This window comes from Paraburkholderia sp. D15 (genome assembly GCF_029910215.1).
GTDB lineage: Bacteria > Pseudomonadota > Gammaproteobacteria > Burkholderiales > Burkholderiaceae > Paraburkholderia.
The window spans coordinates 2,528,930-2,546,255 of sequence record NZ_CP110396.1 but is presented as its reverse complement, the minus strand read 5'-3'; the positions used below and the strand labels follow the sequence as shown (position 1 = coordinate 2,546,255).

Annotated in this window: 17 protein-coding genes; 6 read left to right on the top strand and 11 right to left on the bottom strand. The window is 66.0% G+C overall.

Features of this window, described 5'->3' with window-relative positions:
* Positions 1 to 22: 22 nt before the first annotated feature.
* The 6 genes from LFL96_RS31145 (at position 23) to LFL96_RS31120 (ending at position 5,741) form a co-directional block, all read left to right on the top strand.
* A complete protein-coding gene (locus LFL96_RS31145; protein WP_281001734.1) occupies positions 23 to 1,636 on the top strand; it encodes a PepSY domain-containing protein in 1,614 nt (537 codons plus the stop codon).
* Between the two features lie 147 nt (positions 1,637 to 1,783).
* Positions 1,784 to 2,254 (top strand): copper chaperone PCu(A)C, encoded by a 471-nt coding sequence (locus LFL96_RS31140; protein WP_281001733.1) that lies wholly within the window; start codon positions 1,784 to 1,786, stop codon positions 2,252 to 2,254.
* 164 nt (positions 2,255 to 2,418) lie between these two features.
* Positions 2,419 to 2,682 carry a DUF2282 domain-containing protein gene (locus tag LFL96_RS31135; protein ID WP_281001732.1) on the top strand — a complete coding sequence of 88 codons (264 nt, stop codon included), beginning with the start codon at positions 2,419 to 2,421 and terminating at the stop codon, positions 2,680 to 2,682.
* Between the two features lie 46 nt (positions 2,683 to 2,728).
* Positions 2,729 to 3,625, top strand: coding sequence for a DUF692 domain-containing protein (locus LFL96_RS31130; protein WP_281001731.1), 897 nt, complete (start codon positions 2,729 to 2,731; stop codon positions 3,623 to 3,625).
* Positions 3,609 to 4,520, top strand: a complete 912-nt coding sequence (locus tag LFL96_RS31125; RefSeq protein WP_281001730.1) for a DNA-binding domain-containing protein — start codon at positions 3,609 to 3,611, stop codon at positions 4,518 to 4,520. Before LFL96_RS31130 ends, LFL96_RS31125 begins: the two co-directional genes overlap by 17 nt.
* A 165-nt stretch (positions 4,521 to 4,685) precedes the next feature.
* The gene (locus tag LFL96_RS31120) at positions 4,686 to 5,741 is read left to right on the top strand and encodes a HoxN/HupN/NixA family nickel/cobalt transporter (protein ID WP_281001729.1); all 1,056 of its coding nucleotides are present in this window, start codon (positions 4,686 to 4,688) and stop codon (positions 5,739 to 5,741) included.
* Between the two features lie 23 nt (positions 5,742 to 5,764).
* Here the strand turns inward: LFL96_RS31120 and LFL96_RS31115 are convergent, their stop codons facing one another.
* The 11 genes from LFL96_RS31115 to LFL96_RS31065 all read right to left on the bottom strand — a co-directional run bounded on the left by LFL96_RS31115 (position 5,765) and on the right by LFL96_RS31065 (position 17,242).
* The gene (locus LFL96_RS31115; RefSeq protein ID WP_348638434.1) at positions 5,765 to 6,559 is read right to left on the bottom strand and encodes an isoprenylcysteine carboxylmethyltransferase family protein; all 795 of its coding nucleotides are present in this window, start codon (positions 6,557 to 6,559) and stop codon (positions 5,765 to 5,767) included.
* A 7-nt stretch (positions 6,560 to 6,566) separates the two neighbouring features.
* Entirely contained in the window at positions 6,567 to 7,919 is a 1,353-nt protein-coding gene (locus LFL96_RS31110) for a VWA domain-containing protein (protein ID WP_281001728.1), read from the bottom strand.
* 85 nt (positions 7,920 to 8,004) lie between these two features.
* The gene (locus LFL96_RS31105) at positions 8,005 to 8,733 is read right to left on the bottom strand and encodes a TadE family protein (protein ID WP_281001727.1); all 729 of its coding nucleotides are present in this window, start codon (positions 8,731 to 8,733) and stop codon (positions 8,005 to 8,007) included.
* A 1-nt stretch (position 8,734) separates the two neighbouring features.
* A complete protein-coding gene (locus tag LFL96_RS31100; protein WP_281001726.1) occupies positions 8,735 to 9,250 on the bottom strand; it encodes a TadE/TadG family type IV pilus assembly protein in 516 nt (171 codons plus the stop codon).
* A complete protein-coding gene (locus tag LFL96_RS31095; protein ID WP_281001725.1) occupies positions 9,247 to 10,200 on the bottom strand; it encodes a sterol desaturase family protein in 954 nt (317 codons plus the stop codon). The genes LFL96_RS31100 and LFL96_RS31095 overlap by 4 nt, the downstream gene beginning before the upstream one ends.
* Before the next feature lie 48 nt (positions 10,201 to 10,248).
* A complete protein-coding gene (locus LFL96_RS31090) occupies positions 10,249 to 11,247 on the bottom strand; it encodes a type II secretion system F family protein (protein ID WP_281001724.1) in 999 nt (332 codons plus the stop codon).
* Between the two features lie 53 nt (positions 11,248 to 11,300).
* Complete coding sequence (locus LFL96_RS31085; protein ID WP_281001723.1) at positions 11,301 to 12,278, bottom strand: type II secretion system F family protein; 978 nt, start codon at positions 12,276 to 12,278, stop codon at positions 11,301 to 11,303.
* Between the two features lie 42 nt (positions 12,279 to 12,320).
* A complete protein-coding gene (locus tag LFL96_RS31080; RefSeq protein ID WP_281001722.1) occupies positions 12,321 to 13,712 on the bottom strand; it encodes a CpaF family protein in 1,392 nt (463 codons plus the stop codon).
* Positions 13,713 to 13,786: 74 nt separating this feature from the next.
* A complete protein-coding gene (locus LFL96_RS31075) occupies positions 13,787 to 14,992 on the bottom strand; it encodes an AAA family ATPase (protein WP_281001721.1) in 1,206 nt (401 codons plus the stop codon).
* A gap of 79 nt (positions 14,993 to 15,071) precedes the next feature.
* Positions 15,072 to 15,365, bottom strand: a complete 294-nt coding sequence (locus tag LFL96_RS31070) for a hypothetical protein (protein WP_281001720.1) — start codon at positions 15,363 to 15,365, stop codon at positions 15,072 to 15,074.
* Between the two features lie 23 nt (positions 15,366 to 15,388).
* A complete protein-coding gene (locus LFL96_RS31065; protein ID WP_281001719.1) occupies positions 15,389 to 17,242 on the bottom strand; it encodes a type II and III secretion system protein family protein in 1,854 nt (617 codons plus the stop codon).
* Positions 17,243 to 17,326: the final 84 nt, after the last annotated feature.

The following is a 17,326-nucleotide window of genomic DNA, read 5'->3' as shown; positions in this document are numbered from 1 at the left end:
CATTGAGCTTCAGGAGGATTTCATGTCCACCACTACCGCGCAACGCAGCACCTCGGCCACGGGCACCGGCACGGTCCATCCCGGCTACCGGACGCTGTGGCGCTGGCACTTCTATGCGGGCCTTTTCGTGATGCCGTTTCTGGTCGTGCTCGCGATCACCGGCACGCTGTATTGCTTCCAGCCGCAGATCGAACCTCTGTTGTATCCGCATCGCTTGATCGTCGCACCGCAGGCGAGCCCGAGACTGACCGAAGACAGGCTGCTCGGCAAAGCGCGCGCGGCGATGCCGAAAGATGCCGTCGCGGTGACCGCCGCGATATCGACCGCGCCGGATCGCAGCACGGAATTCGTGTTCCGTCTCGTCGACGGCGAAAAGCAGAGCGTCTATCTGAATCCGTACACGGGCGAGGTGTTAGGCACGCTCAGCGTCGAGCATCGTTTCATGCAGGTGGACCGCATGCTGCATCGCAAGCTGCTGCTCGGCAAACCCGGCGAGCTGTTGATGGAACTCGCCGCTTGCTGGACGCTCGTGATGATCGGGACCGGCGTCGCGCTGTGGTGGCCGCGTGGGAAAACCACCGCGCGCGACGCGCTGGTGCCGCGTCTCGCACTGAAGGGCCGGCCGTTCTGGAAGAACCTGCATGCGGTGCTCGGCATCTGGCTCGCACTCGGCGCGCTCGCATTCGTGCTGAGCGGCTTGCCGTGGACTGGCTCGTGGGGCAAGCAGTTCAAGGCGCTCGCGACCGCCGCGAATCTCGGCGCACCGCCGGGCGCGTGGGGTGGATCGTCGTTTCGGTCGGTATTGCCCGGCGGTGCGCAAGGTGCACTGGGCGCGCAAGGCGCTCAACACGCGCAGCTGGCGGAAGGCGCGGCGGAAGGCGCGGCGCCTTCCGGACACGGGCACGCCGCGCGCGCCTCCCACATGGCCGCCGATGAACACGCAGCCCACGGCGGCGATATGGATTCGATGCCCGGCATGGTGATGGACGATCTGCCATTGCCGCAGACGCCGTGGGCGGTCGGCAATTCTCGCGTACCTAACTCGGCGCCGGCCTCGGCTTCTGCTCCTGCTTCAGTCGATGGCGTCGATTCGCCAACGCAGGCACAGGCGCAAGCGCAACCATTGCCGCTCGGCCGCATCGTCGCGCAGCTTGCCTCGCTCGGCGTGACGGACGGCTACAACATCGTGCTGCCCACCTCGCCGATCGGCGTCTACACCGTCTCCTACTTCCCCGACGATCCGAAAACCGAACGCACGATGTACATCGATCAGTACAGCGGCAAGGTGCTGAAGGACATCCGTTACGACGACTACGGCGCGGTCTCGAAGGCCGTGTCGTACGGCACGTCGTTGCATATGGGGCGTTACTTCGGCCTCGCCAACCAGTTGCTGTGCGCGGCGATCTCGCTCGGCCTCGCGACGATGGCGGTGACCGGCGCCGTGATGTGGTGGAAGCGCCGTCCGCAACGCGCGCTCGGGGCGCCGTCGCGTGAACGCGCCGCGCCGCCGATGCGCGGCTGGAAAACCGGCCTCGTGCTGCTCGGCATCGTGTTTCCGCTGATGGGCGGCACGCTGCTGGCTGTATGGCTGATCGACCGCGTGGTTGTGGGGCGCGGCGCGCGGCAAACGGCCTGATGTTTTTTTGTCGGGCGAGCCGATCGCGTCGATGGCAACGACGGCGTCGGCCTCATCGAAACCCTGGCTGAACCCCGTCGAACCCTGGCGACACCTCAGCGAAACGTAGCCAACCTTAACGAATCATTTCCGACCACGGAGCACGTCATGAACTCATCGCGTCACCTTCTCCTCGCCACCTTGCTGTGCGGCGCATCGCTTCAGGTCTTCGCCGCGCAATCCGCGACGGCACCGACCGCTTCCGCACCCGCCAGCGTCTCCGATTGCTGGATCCGCGCGCTGCCCGGCGACCTGCCTTCGGGCGGCTACTTCAAGGCCCATAACGCCGGCGGCGAGCCGCTGAACCTCGTCGGCATCAGTTCGGCCGCGTTCGGCATGGCGATGCTGCATCAAACGCAGAGCCAGGGCAGCACCTCGTCGATGCAGATGGTCGAGCAGGTCGCGGTGCCCGCGCACGGCACGCTGGCATTCGCGCCCGGCAACTATCACGCGATGCTCGAACAGCCGAAGCAGCCGCTCAAGGTCGGCGCGACGATTCCGCTGACCTTCTCGTTCAGCAACGGCCAGAAGGTGACGGCCGCCTGCGCGGTGAAAAGCGCGGGTACGATGAGCCAGTAACGGACTGGACAGGCCGCGCCGCGCGCTTAAAATCCGTCTATCGATGCGCGGCATGCCACGCATGGCCACCAGGCCGCGCAATGGCGGCCCTCGTGCCGCTGCCACCCGATCACGGGCTTACACTCGCGCGCCGCCGCCAGGCGCCACTCACCAGGAGAAGCACCATGAACCCGAAACTCGGCCGGCCCGCGTTGCTCGCGGCCGCTCTCGCCGGCCTCGCCGTCGCCCCCCTCACCGCCGCGCACGCGGAAGACAAGGTGCAGTGCTACGGCATCGCCAAGGCCGGTCAGAACGACTGCGCGAGCAAGACCGGCGTGCACGACTGCGCGGGCGAAGCGAAAGTCGACAACGACAAGGGCGACTTCAAGACCGTGCCGAAGGGCACCTGCCAGAAGCTCGGCGGCAAGTTCGACGCCAAGCCGGCTTGATATCCTCGTTCGCCGCACGGGCCAACGCCTTGCGAACCATGCCGCGATGAACCACGCCGCCCTCCTCCCAGGCGCGCCGCGCGGCGCCGGCATCGGCCTGCGGCACGCGCACTACCGCGACTTCCTCGCGGCCACGCCGCCGGTGGACTGGGTCGAGGTGCATAGCGAAAACTATTTCGGCGACGGCGGCTTCGATCTGCACGTGCTGGAAAGCGTGCGCCGCGAGTTGCCCGTCAGTCTGCACGGCGTCGGTCTCGGCCTCGGCTCGGCCTCGCCGCTCGACCGAACGCATGTCGCGAAACTCGACCGTCTGGTCGAACGGATCGAGCCGGCGCTCGTCTCTGAGCATCTATGCTGGGGCGCCACCGTCGACGGTCATCTGAACGACCTGCTGCCGATGCCGCTGACCGACGCCGCGCTCGCGCTGCTGTGCGCCCGCGTCGGCGAGTTGCAGGATGCGCTCGGCCGCACCGTTCTGCTGGAAAACGTCTCCACGTACGTGCGATTCAACGACGACCAGTACGGCGAAACCGCGTTCCTCGCCGAACTCGCCAAACGGTCGGGTTGCGGCATCCTGCTCGACCTCAACAATCTGTATGTGAATCAATGCAACCACGGCGAGGACGCGCGCGCCGCCATGGATGCGTTGAAGCCCGGCACGATCGGCGAGATTCATCTGGCGGGTCACCGGGTGACGGACGTCGCGGTGATCGACGATCACGGCTCGCGCGTCGCCGACCCGGTGTGGGCGCTGTACGACTACGCGCTGCAACGCTTCGGCGCATTGCCGGTCTTGATCGAATGGGATACCCGGCTGCCCGCGCTGGACGTGCTGCTCGACGAAGCGCGTCGCGCGCGCGAACGTCAGGCGACGGCGGTGGGCATGGATGAAACACCGGGTTGCGCCGTACATCGGGAGGCAGATCGTGGCCGCCTCTCCTGAATCGCTGCAACGGCTGTTCGTGCAATCGCTGGAAGGCGAGTCGCAGCCCGTGCTTGCGGAACTGCGAGCGCCCACGCGAGCGACCATTCCCGCGCAAGCGTCGGCGTCCGCGCAAACATCGGCACCGATGCGACGCCCCAGCGCCGGCCAAAACGACAACGATAACGATAACGACAGCAACAACGACAGCGACGCCCTGCAACGCCACCGCCTCGACCTCTACCGCCACAACATCGACGCGAACCGCCGCGCGGCACTCGCCAATGCCTACCCCGTGCTGCTGGCGCTGGTCGGCGAAGGCTACTTCGATGCGCTCTCGCGCGGCTACGCCCGCGAACATCCGTCGCAAAGCGGCGACCTGAACCGTTTCGGCGCGATGCTGCCGGATTTCGTCGACGCTTATGAAACGGACCCGCGTTACCGTTATTTCGCGGACCTCGCGCGTCTCGAATGGGCGCTGCACACGGCCTATTTCGCCGCCGACGCCGCCACGCTGAGCGCTGAACGGTGGGCCGCGCTGAACCCCGGCGATCTGCTCCACACGCCGTTCGCCACGCACCCGGCCTGCACGCCGATCGCCTCGCCTTTCGCGATTGCCGCGATCTGGACGGCCCACCAACCGGACGGCGCATTCCCGCAAGACCTCACGATCGATTCACCGGCCCATGTATTAGTCGTGCGTCCGCAATGGCGCCCGGAAATCCTCATGCAATCGGCGGCGGCCCACGCGGCGTTCGGCGCACTGCAACGCGGCGCGACGCTCGACGTAGCGCTCGACGCGGCCTTCGCGATCGACGCCGGCTTCGACTTCCCCTCGCAGTGGCGCGTCTGGATTGCCGGCGCCGCGATTACCGGCCCCGCGCGGGACGCGGTCCAGCAAACCCGTCTCCGTTAGCCCATACGGTGCGGCCACCACCACGCCCTTTCCCGCGTGGCCCAGCCGACTTTTGAGCAGTTCGACAACCCCGGCGGCCCCGTGTATAAGCCTTAGAGGCAATGTCCGGCTCGCTTCACCATCGGTCAAAATTCGTTCGGGACGCCCGCGCCCAGGAAAACTTCGATGATTTCGCAACTCAAACAGATCTTCGGCGATTCGAACACGCACGTCCGGGCGCGCCTGTCCGGTATCTATGGCGTGCTGATCGCCACCAACGTGATAGCCTGGCTCTGGGCATTCGTCGCGTTCCGTCATCACCCGGTGCTGCTCGGCACCGCGCTGCTCGCGTACGGCTTCGGCCTGCGCCATGCGGTGGACGCGGACCATATCGCCGCGATCGACAACGTCACGCGCAAACTGATGCAGGAGAAGAAGCGCCCGGTCACCGTCGGCTTCTTCTTTTCGCTCGGCCATTCGACGGTGGTGGTGCTCGCGTCGCTCGCGGTCGCGGCCACCACCTCCGCGATGCAGGGCCGCTTCGATCACTACAAGGAAATCGGCGGCGTGGTCGGCACCCTCGTGTCCTCGCTGTTCCTGTTCGCGATCGCGCTGATGAATCTGCTGATCCTCAAATCGATCTACCAGGCGTGGCGCAACGTGAAGCAAGGCGGCCGCTACGTCGACGACGATTTCGATCTGCTGCTCGCGAACCGCGGCTTCTTCTCGCGTCTGTTCAAGCCGCTGTTCCGGATGATCGGCCGTAGCTGGCACATGTACCCGCTCGGCTTTCTGTTCGGCCTCGGCTTCGACACCGCCACCGAGATCGCGCTGCTCGGCATTGCCGCCGCGCAGGCGTCGCAAGGCCTGTCGCCGTGGGCGATCATGGTGTTTCCGGTGCTGTTCAGCGCGGGCATGTCGCTGATCGATACGCTCGACGGCCACCTGATGCTCGGCGCGTACGGCTGGGCGTACATGAAGCCGATCCGCAAGATCTACTACAACATGACGATCACGCTGGTTTCAGTGGTCGTGGCGATCGTGATCGGCAGCATCGAGGCGCTGGGCCTGCTCTCGGACAAGCTGAAACTGCAGGGCCCGGTGTGGGATGCGATCGGCGCGCTGAACGATAATTTCGGCACGCTCGGCTACGTGATCATCGGTATCTTCGTGCTGAGCTGGCTCGTCTCCGTGCTGATCTACCGCGCGCGCAAATTCGACGATCTGGAAATCAGCCGCTAACCGTCGTCGCGTGCCCGCCGCGTTCAGAACACGCCCGGAATCACGCGATAACGCGTTTGCGTCCGGTAACGCCGGTAGCCCGCGTCGGCGGACAGCAGTTGTTCCTCGCGCACGATCCGCACCACCTGCAACGCGAACTGGCAGCTATACACCAGCAGATTCTGCAAGCCGAAATTCACCAGCAGAAAACCCATGTCGGTGATGAAGTAGCCGAGGTACATCGGATGGCGCACGAAGCGGTACGCGCCGCGCGAGACGACGCCGCGATTGGCCGGCAGAATGCCGAACGAGCGCCGCAGCGAAGCCTTGGCGAACAGTTGCCAGAAAATCCCCAGCAGTTGCAGGCCCGCACCGACATCTTCCGGCACGAGGTGCGAACCGGGCGCGAGACGCACCGCCAGAAAATAGTAGGTGCCGCCCATCGAGCAGATGAACGCGAGCGGCCGCCAGTCGCGTTTGACCGGCACGCGCGAGAACAGCGACAGGCCCACCGTCACGAAGGCCGACACGACCAGCAACAGCAGCGTGATCCGCGAAGGCGCCGCGCGCCATTGGGTGATCGCCGCGTACGCGAACAGGCTCAGCATCCCGGCCGCGCCGACTCGCGCGGCGACTTCGATCAACACGTTATGCAAGCCGCCCGCATCGGGTTGGCCGGTCGCCGCTCCGCCCGCTCCCCGCGGCGATGCCGTATCGCGACCGGCCGCCCCATGATCGGCGTGTTCGCCGCAGTCGGCGCAGTCCGCCGCCGCGACGCCGGCCTTACGTTTCGCATCGGCGGAAGCGGAGAGATCTCGCAAAGGTGTCGGTGACGTCATGGCGCGCTCACTTGGAAATACGCAGGATTTGCGAAGCCAGTTGCGTGAAGCACGGCTTCAGATCGGCGGGTGTGGCGGCGTAGCAATACACGCCGACGGGCTGACTCGGGTTATAGCAGCGGGCCAGCGAATCCGGCGTGTTGGCCATGCATTTGAGCACGTCCGAACCGAGTTCGTTGTCCGGTCCTTCCGGCTGGACCAGTTCCGGCCCATAGCCGAGCGTGAACACATACGTGCCTTCGATCCGCGCCTGCGCCGCCATCGCTTCGAGCAGATTGCGCGACGCGCGGTTGACGTTCACGTACGTGATGTTGCCGTTCGGCACCGCGCGCGGCGCGGTCACCGGCCAGATCGGGAAAATCTGTTCGTTGACGTTGTGCGCGTTGTACCACTTCGGCATGGCCGTCACGAGCCGCGTCGCGTTGCTTTGATAGCACGGCGAGCTCATCGTCTGGCTCAGCGCGTCGAGGTTGTACAGGCCCGTCATCGTGCCCGCCGTGTCGGGACTCGCGAGCGTGCCCGGCGTGTTGTTGCAGCTGCTCTGATTGGTCGTGAAATACGACGCGAAACTGTTCGGCGCGCCGTCCGAGAAGAACACGATCACGCGCAGACTCGACGGTTGCGTGATCACCGTATTCAACTGGTTGCGCGCGTTCCAGATCGCTTCCGCCGAATTCGTGCTGCCGCTGAACGTGTACTTGTTGATGTCGGTGGTCATCAGCGTGCGGTTGAAGCCGCGCGTGTTGCCGTTGAACGGCACGTCGACCAGCGTGCCGAACGCGAAGTGCATCAGCGCGACGCGGTCGTTGGTCACATCGAAATTGTTCAGGAAGGCGATCGCGTTCGCGCGCACCGCGGCGGGCACGCCGCTGACGTTCAGCGAACCCGTGGTGTCGATCACGAACGCCATGTCGAGCGTCTTGCGGATCGCCTGCGAGGAGGCGGCGACGTTCAGCACCTTGAAGCCAAGCGTATGCGTGAAGGTAACCGGCACGCTGGCCTGCGCCGTCATGCCGATCGTCACGGTGCCCGCGTTGAATACCACCGAGGGCGTGCCCGCCGTCACGCTCGAACCGAGAAAGCCGGCCGGATAGTTGGCCGAGAAGAACGCCGAGGCCGCCTGCTGCGCGTTGGTGGTCTGCTGGGCCTGGTTGTTGCCGCGCGTGACCGCTTCGCCGGCCGCGATCACGGCGCCGTCGACGGCGGCGTCCAGACGCGCCTTGATCATGTAGCCGAGGCCGGAATCCACCGCGAGTCCGAGAATGCCGATCAGCGCGATCAGCGACACGGCCATCATCACGCTGACCGAACCTCGCTGCCGTCTTTTCGCTTTGACGCCGTGCGCCGTGCTGTTCTTCATCGCTTCCCCCGACCTGCTATTTTTTCGACTGTGCTTGTGTGTTGATGTGTGCGTGTCTTGATGTATCCAGCGTGTTCAGCCCCGTTCAGAACACCGTCATCGCATACAGATTCGGCGACAACGCCGGCGTCGTGATGCCGCCGCCGAGGTTCAGCGAACCGACCACCGGTTTCTGAAAATAGAACGCTTCGACCACGTAAGCGATCTGTCCGTCGGCAAGCTGGCCTTGCAGCAGGTTCACCACCGGTGAGGCATTGCCCGCCGCCGGAATGTTGCTGCAACTGCCGGAGCCGTCGGTGGCCCAGCTCGTGCCGCTGCTGCCGCAATTCCACAACTGGCTCGACGGGTAATAGTTGCCGCCGTTCCAGCGGTACTGCGCGACCACGATGCCGGTACAGCCGTTGCCGTTGCTGTCGCAATTGTTGTTGCCCATGATCTCGGTGATGTAGATCATTCCGTGCGCGGTCATGTTCAGCGGCGGCGTGGTCGCCGTCAGCGACGACATGATGGTCTGCATCGGGTACGTGAGCGACGCGCGCGACGACAGGCTCGCGCCTTCGCGGCTCACGTTGATCAGGATCATCTGCGCCTGGATGTTGCGGGCGATGTCGTACACCGGCAGCGCGAGCGCCACCAGCATCGGCAGCAGCAGCGCCATTTCCACGCTGACGATGCCGCGTTGCGCGCGACGGCCGCGGCGCGGCGCGCGCATGCGATTGGCAGGCCGATTGTCTGGCCGATTCCCTGCCCGATTGCCCGTGTCGCCACCTTCGCGCTGATCCGGGCCGAAGCGATTCCCTGTCCGTGCGGGCATCTCAGAACCCCTCGTTACGCATCGTCGCCGCGACGCTGAAGCTGAGCTTGCCGTTGGCGAAGAACGGCTTGACCAGCGGCGTCAGCATCGGCCAGATGCAGTTGATCTGCAGCACCACGATGTCGCCGGGATTGCCGAACATGCCGGCGCTGTAACTTGCCTGCGTGCTGTAGGTTTGACTCGCTCCGTTGATGGTGATCACGTAGCTCGGCGATACGTAGTTGTACAGGCCCATCGAGCTGTTGCGGATCTCCTGCAGCACCGCGAGATAGCGCTGCTGGTTGGTGGCGTTCGGGTCGAGATTGGTCTGGCCGGTCACCGCGTAGCGCGCGCCTTCCCGCACCGCGTACTGCATGGTCAGGTTGACCCACAGCGCGATGCCGAGATCCATCGCGATGCACAGCAGCAGCAACAGCAGCGGCGCGATCAGCGCGAACTCGATCGTGGCGATGCCGCGTTGCTGGCGCTGCTGGCGCTGCTGGCGTTGTCCGAGGGGCTGGCGGCGGGCGGTTTTCATTTCGGCTCCTGATCGATCGCCACCGGCTTGCCGGCCAAGCGCACGCGGGGCACGTCGGGCGCTTTTGCCGCTTTCGCCGCGGCCGGCGCCTTCGCCACCTTCGGCACGTCAAGCACATCACGCGCTTTACGCCCATCACGCGCGCCAGACGACCGCAGCGGCCAGCTCAACGCGCCGAGCAGCGAATGCGGTTCGGCGCCGTCGTCGAGACCGGTGGCGGGCCATTCGTGTTTGGCCGGCACCCAGCGCGTGCCGAACAGGTGATCCCACAGCGGCAGCAGTTGCGTGAAGTTGTGATCGAAGTGCTCGACGCGGTTCGAATGATGCAGGCGGTGATACTGCGGGTTGTTGACCCACGTGCCGTAGCGGCCGAGATCGACGCGCAGATTCAGATGCGCGAAATAATTGCCGACCATGAACACCAGCGCGGTCGCGCCGACGATCGCCGGGTCGACCTTGAACATCACGCCGACCAGCGGATACAGCAGGCAACCCTTGATCAGCGTTTCGAGCCAGTGATGACGCAGCGTGACGGTCACGTTGAATTCGCTCGCGCTGTGGTGCAGCGAATGCAGCTTCCACAGCGGCGGCCAGGCGTGTTGCAGCCGATGAAACGCATATTCGAGGAAGTCGATGGTCAGCAGCACGATCACGAACGAGGCCAGCGCGCCCCAGCCGCGCGACACCAGCACGACCATGCCGCCGCCGAGCGCGTTGACGATCGCCACGCTGGCGACCGCCGTGAGCGGCTTCACGGCTTCGGCGAGCATCAGATACAGACCCGCGTACATCATGTTGAAGCGCTGCCCGGCGCGCGATTGCAGCAGGTCGGCCGGCCAGCGCCGCTCCAGCGCCGCGCCGGCGATCATGATCGTCAGCACGAGCAGATAGGCTTTCAGCCACAGGCCGGCGTGGTGCAGCAAATCAGGAAACGCGCTCGACGCAAACATGTGAATCCCCGGTGACGACTCGTGCCCCAAAGGCACCCGATGGCACGCTCAACCGCCCGACATCCCGCTCATGACCGGGAACAGCTGCCGGACCAGCTGGATGGCCGACGGCCCGACCAGCACGGCCATCAGTGTCGGAAAGATAAAAAACATCAGAGGAAACAACAGCTTTAGTGCGATCTTCGCAGCCTGTTCCTCGGCGCGCAAGCGCCGTTTGGTGCGCAGGTTGTCGGTGAAAACACGGAGCGAATCGCCCACGCTGGTGCCGAAGCGTTCCGCCTGGATCAGCATCGCGGCAAGCGTGTCGATATCGTCGACGCCGGTACGCAGCGACAGGTTGCGCAGCGCCTTGTCGCGGCCCGAACCGGCGCGCAGTTCGAGCAGCACCAGGTCGAATTCGTCCTTCAGCGCGAGGCTTTTCACGCCGATCTCCTGGGTGACGCGCATCATCGCCGCGTCGAGTCCGAGGCCGGCTTCCACGCAGACGGTCATCAGATCGAGCGCATCGGGCAGGTCTTCGAACAGCTTGCGCTGACGGCGTTCGATCAGTTGCGTCAGCACCAGGTTCGGCAGATAGAAGCCAAGCGCCGACACGGCCAGCACCGTCAGCAGCAGATAGATGCGTTGATCGGCGTCGAACGCGCCGCCCAGCAGGATCAGCGCGATGGCGGGCAACACCAGCGCGCTCAGCGTCTTGGCCGCGAAATACAGCGCCGGCGCGGACGGCGCGCGAATCCCGGCGTTGGCGAAGCGCAGGCGCAGGGCCGACTTGTCCCAGTCTTCCTTCGGCAGGGACAGCCGCGCGACGCGTTCGGACACCTTGGTGACGGTTTCGACCCAGGTCTTCTGGGTGCCGGCATCGGCGTCGTCAGCGCCCCCTTCACCGATGCCACCCAAGCCACCCGCGCCACCCATGGCGCCCGGCTGCGTCAGCCCCTCGATGCGCCGCTGCACCGGATCGGGCCGCAGCAGCGACATCGCCTTCAGCGCGGCGCCGAACACGATCAGGAACATCGCGGCGAGCATGACGATCTGTTCTGTTTTCATGGTCTGCGGGCCGGGCCCGCGCTCCTCGTGTCGAATCAGCGGTTCAGGGTGGGCTAGATGTGAATCCGCACGATCTTGCGCATCCACAGAATGCCGAACAGCATGAGCGTCAGCGACGCGCCCGCGAGTTGCATGCCGGCCGGATCGGTCCAGAACACCCGCACGTAGTCCGGGCTGAGCACCGTCAGCACGGCGATGATCACGAACGGCAACGCGGCGAGCACCCAGGCCGACAGACGCCCTTCCGCCGACAGCACGCGGATCTTGCCGAGCAGCTTCATCCGTTCGCGGATGATGCCGCTGATGCAGCCGAGAATCTCCGCCAGATTGCCGCCTGCCTCGCGCTGGATCAGCACGGCGATCACGAAATAGCGCAGATCTTCGACGGGCACGCGGTTCACCATGTTCAGCAACGCGTCGTTCAACGACACGCCGTAGTTGATCTCGTCGAACACCAGCGCGAATTCGCCGCCGAGCGGTTTCGGCAACTCCTCGCCGACCATGCCGAGCGCGGCGGGAAACGAGTGGCCGGCGCGCAGCGCGCGGGAGATCAGATCGGCGGCGTCGGGCAACTGGCGTTCGAGTTGCAGCACGCGCTTGTTGCGCCGGCGGCGCAGCACGAACGTGGGCAGCAGAGCGCACAGCACGGCCAGCACGACGAGCGCCGGCGCGGGCAGGCCGAACAGCATCGCCGCGACGCCGCCGCCCAGCGCGCACAGCAGCGTGTAAGCGACGAAACGCGCGACCGACCACGTCAGCCCGGATTGCTGCAACTGCCGGTCGAGCACATGAATGCGCGGCACGCGCAGCAGCAGTTGCGTGACGAACGGCGATTCGCTCAACAGGCGCTTCTTCAGGATCGACAGCGGTTCGTTGCTCGCATTGCCGGCCGCCGAGAGCGCGCGCAGACGTTCGTCCATGCGCTTGACGCCCGGACCGTGGCGGCTGTTCCAGAACAGATAGATGCCTTCGATCGACAGCACGACGGCGAGAAACGCCAGCACCGCGAAGGCGATAAACGAGGTGTTCATCGAGGTGTGCATATCAGGTTCCCCTTGCCCGTTTTCTGTCGCTCAGACTTCGTAGCGCCGAGCCGGATCGAAAATCTGATCGGGCAACGCGATGCCGAAGCTCGCCAGCCGTTCGCTGAAGATCGGCCGCACGCCGGTCGCGCCGAAATAGCCCTTGATCATGCCGTTTTCGTCCACGCCGGTCCGTTTGAAGGTGAAGATCTCCTGCATGTTGATGATGTCGCCTTCCATGCCGGTCACTTCCTGGATGCTCATCAGCTTGCGGCGTCCGTCGGTCAGGCGCGAGGCCTGCACCACCACCGTGATCGCCGAGGCGATCTGCTGGCGGATCGCCTTGATCGGCATCGTCAGGCCGGCCATGCCGACCATGTTCTCCAGTCGCGTCAGCGCGTCGCGCGGCGTGTTCGCGTGCAGCGTCGCCATCGAGCCTTCGTGGCCGGTGTTCATCGCGTGCAGCATGTCGAGCGCTTCGGCGCCGCGCACTTCGCCCAGCACGATGCGGTCGGGGCGCATCCGCAGCGCGTTGCGCACCAGCGAGCGCTGCGAAATCTCGCCCTTGCCTTCGATATTCGGCGGCCGCGTTTCAAGCCGCAGCACGTGTTGCTGACGCATCTGCAGTTCGGCGGCATCCTCGATCGTCACCACGCGTTCGTCGCCGGGAATGAAGCCGGACAGCAGATTGAGCAAGGTGGTCTTGCCGCTGCCCGTGCCACCCGAAATCAGCACGTTGAGCTTCGCCTTGATCAGCGCTTCCAGCAGTTGCGCCATCGCGGGCGTGAAGCTCTGGTTGTTCACCATGTCGGCGACCGTGAGCGGATTCACCGCAAAGCGGCGGATCGACACCAGCGGGCCGTCGATCGCCGAGGGCGGAATGATCGCGTTGACGCGCGAGCCGTCGGGCAGACGCGCGTCGACCATCGGCGTCGCTTCGTCGATGCGGCGGCCAACGCGCGACACGATGCGCTCGATGATCTTCATCAGATGCGCGTCGTCGTAGAAGGTCACGTCGGTGTGTTCGAGACGCCCGCGCCGTTCCACGTACACGTGCTGCGACGTGTTGACCAGAATGTCGGAGATGGTCGGATCGTTGAGCAGCGGTTCGAGCGGACCGAGGCCGACCATTTCGTCGTGCACATCCTGCGCGAGCCGGCGGCGTTCGAGTTCGTTCAGCGCGATCTTGTCTTCGTCGACGATCTTCTCGACCAGTTGCGCGAGTTCGCGCTTGATCTGTTCCGGCGACAGGCGTTGCAACTTGTCCAGCTCCACCCGGTCGATGATCGCCTGGTGAATGTTCATCTTCAGTTCCTGATACGCGCGCCGCGCCGCGAGACTTTCGCTGCTGGGCCCAGCAGCGGCGCCGGCCGCCGCCGCGCTGCCGGTGGCGTCGAACGGGATGCCGCCGTGCTGCATCATCAACTGTTCGCGTAGTGACATGGTGCTCTCCGCTTGCCTTGACGAGGCCGGTGCGATCGCGCCGGCGCAGTCGTATTTCGTACTCCGTGTGCCGCTCAGTGTCCGGTCTTCAGGCGCGGTGCCGCGTTCGGCCGCCCTTGCAACAGACGGCCCAGCACGCTCCTGCGCGGCCCGGCCGGCAACGGCGGCCACAGCTGATCCGCCAGTTGCGCGATGCCTTGCGCGAGCGCGCCGCCCTTCGCGGCGGTGACGAGCGGCACGCCGTGGTTGAGCGCCTCGGTGGCCTGTTTATCGTCGCGCGGCAGATGGTGCGCGACCTTCATGCCGAAGCTCTCCTCGAGCGTCGGCAGATCGATGCGCGCACGCTTGTCGTACTGGTTGACGATCAGCTTCAGCTTGCTCGCCGGATAACCCAGCTCGCGGAAAATATCGAGCATGCGGCGCCCGGCGTGCAGATACAGCACGTTCTGACGCACCACCATGCCGATCGCGTCGCTGTGATCGAGCGCGTGAATCGCGAGCGGATTGATGTTCTGGCCGACGTCGATCAACACCGCGTCGTACTGCTCGCGCACCAGCGTGAGAATCCGCTCCAGATGCGCGGCACGCAGTTCGCCCGATTTCACCGGATCGCCGGCGCCGGCCAGCACGTCGAGATTCGCATGCACATGCATCACGCAGGCCTCGAAAAGCGCGGCGTCGAGCCGTTCGATCTTCGCGCACAGATCCGCGAGCGTCGCGGCCGGCGTCTTGTCGGCGACCAGCAGGCTCGCATCGGCGAACTGCTGGTTCAGGTCGATCAGCAGCACGCGTTTGTCGCGCTGCGCGGCGAGCGCATACGCGAGATTCACGGCGATCAGCGTGGTGCCGCTGCCGCCCTTGCAGGACGTGAACGACACCACCCGGCCTTCGCGGCGCTGGTTCGCGTGCTTCTTCGCCGACACGTGGGCGAGCGCATCGGCGAACTCGGCGTCGTCGAGCGGCCAGGACAGCACATGGCGCACGCCGACCCGCATCGCCGCCATCAGCAGCGTGGTGGACGGCGCGGGCGTCACCAGCATGCAGTGCAGATTCGGCGTATGCGATAGCGCTTCCTCGACGCCGCTCAGATCGCGCGGGCTCAGGTCCGCATCGTCGACGATCAGCAGATCGGCGCTGCGGATCGCGGCGGCGTGCACCCGCAACTGTTTCGCGGTGCCATGCAGCGTGCGCAAACGGAACGCCATGCCGTGCGCTTCGAGACGCGCGGCAATACGCGGCGCGCGCTCGGCGCTGGACGAAATCAGAAGGGTGTCGATCATGGTGTATCTCCGCCGTAGTAAAGCCGGGCCGTCTCGCGCTGATGCTTCAGCTGCTGCTATGTCGCCGCTAAGTCGCTGCTCAGTAGCTGCTCGACGAGCCGATGCCGATCGTGAAGCCGTTGACCGGCGGCACCGGCGCCGTGAACGATTTGGCGTAGCTCTTCTGCGCCGCCGTAGCCGCCGTGCCGTCGATGCCCGCCACCGGATCGGTGTTCGCCGAGCCTTGCGGGTTGAGGGTTTGCATCGCCCGGAGTTGCCGGACCGAGTCGCCGAAGGTTTCGTCCCAGTGCGGCGTCGAGCTCAGGCAGCCGGCGAGCGCGCCGCACAAGCCGGCGGCGAGCGCGATGCGGATCAGGGTGTGTAGGGATGTCATGTCGGTCTCCTGTGGATCGCGCATCAATGGACGGCAGGGGCGTCGTGGGTGTCCGGCGAGGGCGGCAGCACCGCGACGTCGGCGGCCGCGGCGCGCGCAGGCGTTGGCGACGGGGTGGGCGTTTGCGCGGGCGCCGTGAGCGGGGCTGCGGGTGCTGCCGGGTCCGCCGGCGTGGCGGGCGTCATCGGTGCGGCCGGGCTCGCGCCGTCCGCTGCCGATGCGCCGCGCTTCGTGCCTTCCATATGGCCGGTCAGGTACACGTTCGCCTCGCCCGCATCGCCGAAGTGATCGGTCGGCAGCGGATAGTGCTGCGGCAGCGGCTTGGCGAGACGCGGCGTCACCACGAACACCAGTTCCGTCTTGTCCTGTTCGTAGTTGGTGCTGCGGAACAGCGCGCCGAGCACCGGCAATTCGCCGACGCCGGGCAAGCCCTTCAACGTGCCGGTCACGTTGCTCTTCATCAGACCGCCGATCGCGAAGCTCTGGCCGTCGTACACCTGCAACGTGGTCGACGCGCGCCGCGTGGTGATCAGCGGCAGGATCGACGTCGTATTCGAATTGCCGGCGCTCACGACCACGCCGGTCGACGACAGCTCCGACACTTCCGGCGCGACCTTCAGGTTGATGCGGCCGCCTTCGAGCACGGTCGGCGTGAAGGTCAGGCCCACGCCGTACTGTTCTTCCTGCAGCACGATTGTCGTGCCGCCCGCGCCGTTGCTTTGCGGCACCGGAATGTAGACCTTGCCGCCCGCGAGGAAACTCGCTTCCTGGCCGCTGATCGCCATCAGGTTCGGTTCGGCGAGAATCTTCACGAGCTGATCGGTTTTCTGCGCATCGACGGACAGGCCGAGCGGCGAGTTGTTCGCCTTCGACGCCGTCAGCGCGCCGAGCCCGCCGGACAGGAAATTCGCCAGCAGACCGAAGCTCCAGCTGCCGATGCCGCCGTTCAGATTGGCCTGCACGCCGAGCTGATCGATCAGCGTCTTCGATACTTCGGCGACCTTCACTTCGAGCATGACCTGCTGCGGCGCGGCCACCTGCATCATGTTGATGATGCGCTCGCCGCTCGCGCCGCCCAGCGACGGCGCGGGGGCCGGCGCCGCGAGCGCGCGCGGCGCGGCGCCCAGCGGCAACGGGCCGCTGCTGCCGAGCGGCGCGCCGCCCTGCAAGGCGCTGGCCGGACGCGCCACGAACGCACGCGCCAGTTCGAGCACGCGTTCGGCCTTCACCGCGTCGGTGACGGTGCCGGTCAGCACCAGCGTGTCGGCGGCGGCTTTCACCTGAATGCCGGTTTCGTCGGGCATCAGCGTGGCGAGCATGTGTTGCAGACCGGCCGGGTCCGCGCCGACGCTCACGTCGATGATCGTGCACGAGCCGCTGCGGCCCTGCACGATCATGTTGGTGGTGCCGACATCGGAGCCGAGCAGATAGAGCGTTTGCGGCGACACCAGCATGGCCTGCACGATCGACGGATTGCCGACGGTGCGCGAGCGCACCGGTTCGCGCACGTCGACCATCGTCGATTTGCCGACCGGCACCGTCACCGACGTGTGTTCGGCGATCGGGCCGCTGCAGTTCGGGCCGCGGCTCGCGGACTGCGCGCCGCCCGCCCCGCCACCGGACATGCCGCCCATGCCGCTCGCGGCGATGGTCAGATGCACGGTGCCGTTCGAGGCCACCGTGACCGGCGTGGCGGGCAGACCGGGCACATCGGCGGAAGCGGTTTGCGCGGCGGCCTGAACCGCCGGCAGCATCGCGAGAGAGAGACCGAGCAGCACGCTGGTGCAGGCTTCGGCGATCCGGGTCCGGCCGCGCGGCGAGCGCGGGCCGAGCGGATCCTGCTGCGCGCAAGCGCGCGGTGTCGTTCTGGCGTTCATGTCCTACCCCCGTATTGGTGCCGCTTTATTGCCGCTTACTGCTGCTTATTCTTCGTGCCGGCTGGTCAGAACCGGTCGCGTTCA

What these genes read in the sequence shown, in the direction of transcription:
- LFL96_RS31145 (WP_281001734.1), top strand. Translation starts at nt 23, where the DNA reads ATGTCCACCACTACCGCGCAACGCAGCACCTCGGCCACGGGCACCGGC.
- LFL96_RS31140 (WP_281001733.1), top strand. Translation starts at nt 1,784, where the DNA reads ATGAACTCATCGCGTCACCTTCTCCTCGCCACCTTGCTGTGCGGCGCA.
- LFL96_RS31135 (WP_281001732.1), top strand. Translation starts at nt 2,419, where the DNA reads ATGAACCCGAAACTCGGCCGGCCCGCGTTGCTCGCGGCCGCTCTCGCC.
- LFL96_RS31130 (WP_281001731.1), top strand. Translation starts at nt 2,729, where the DNA reads ATGAACCACGCCGCCCTCCTCCCAGGCGCGCCGCGCGGCGCCGGCATC.
- LFL96_RS31120 (WP_281001729.1), top strand. Translation starts at nt 4,686, where the DNA reads ATGATTTCGCAACTCAAACAGATCTTCGGCGATTCGAACACGCACGTC.
- LFL96_RS31115 (WP_348638434.1), bottom strand. Translation starts at nt 6,559, where the DNA reads ATGACGTCACCGACACCTTTGCGAGATCTCTCCGCTTCCGCCGATGCG.
- LFL96_RS31110 (WP_281001728.1), bottom strand. Translation starts at nt 7,919, where the DNA reads ATGAAGAACAGCACGGCGCACGGCGTCAAAGCGAAAAGACGGCAGCGA.
- LFL96_RS31105 (WP_281001727.1), bottom strand. Translation starts at nt 8,733, where the DNA reads ATGCCCGCACGGACAGGGAATCGCTTCGGCCCGGATCAGCGCGAAGGT.
- LFL96_RS31100 (WP_281001726.1), bottom strand. Translation starts at nt 9,250, where the DNA reads ATGAAAACCGCCCGCCGCCAGCCCCTCGGACAACGCCAGCAGCGCCAG.
- LFL96_RS31095 (WP_281001725.1), bottom strand. Translation starts at nt 10,200, where the DNA reads ATGTTTGCGTCGAGCGCGTTTCCTGATTTGCTGCACCACGCCGGCCTG.
- LFL96_RS31090 (WP_281001724.1), bottom strand. Translation starts at nt 11,247, where the DNA reads ATGAAAACAGAACAGATCGTCATGCTCGCCGCGATGTTCCTGATCGTG.
- LFL96_RS31085 (WP_281001723.1), bottom strand. Translation starts at nt 12,278, where the DNA reads ATGAACACCTCGTTTATCGCCTTCGCGGTGCTGGCGTTTCTCGCCGTC.
- LFL96_RS31080 (WP_281001722.1), bottom strand. Translation starts at nt 13,712, where the DNA reads ATGTCACTACGCGAACAGTTGATGATGCAGCACGGCGGCATCCCGTTC.
- LFL96_RS31075 (WP_281001721.1), bottom strand. Translation starts at nt 14,992, where the DNA reads ATGATCGACACCCTTCTGATTTCGTCCAGCGCCGAGCGCGCGCCGCGT.
- LFL96_RS31070 (WP_281001720.1), bottom strand. Translation starts at nt 15,365, where the DNA reads ATGACATCCCTACACACCCTGATCCGCATCGCGCTCGCCGCCGGCTTG.
- LFL96_RS31065 (WP_281001719.1), bottom strand. Translation starts at nt 17,242, where the DNA reads ATGAACGCCAGAACGACACCGCGCGCTTGCGCGCAGCAGGATCCGCTC.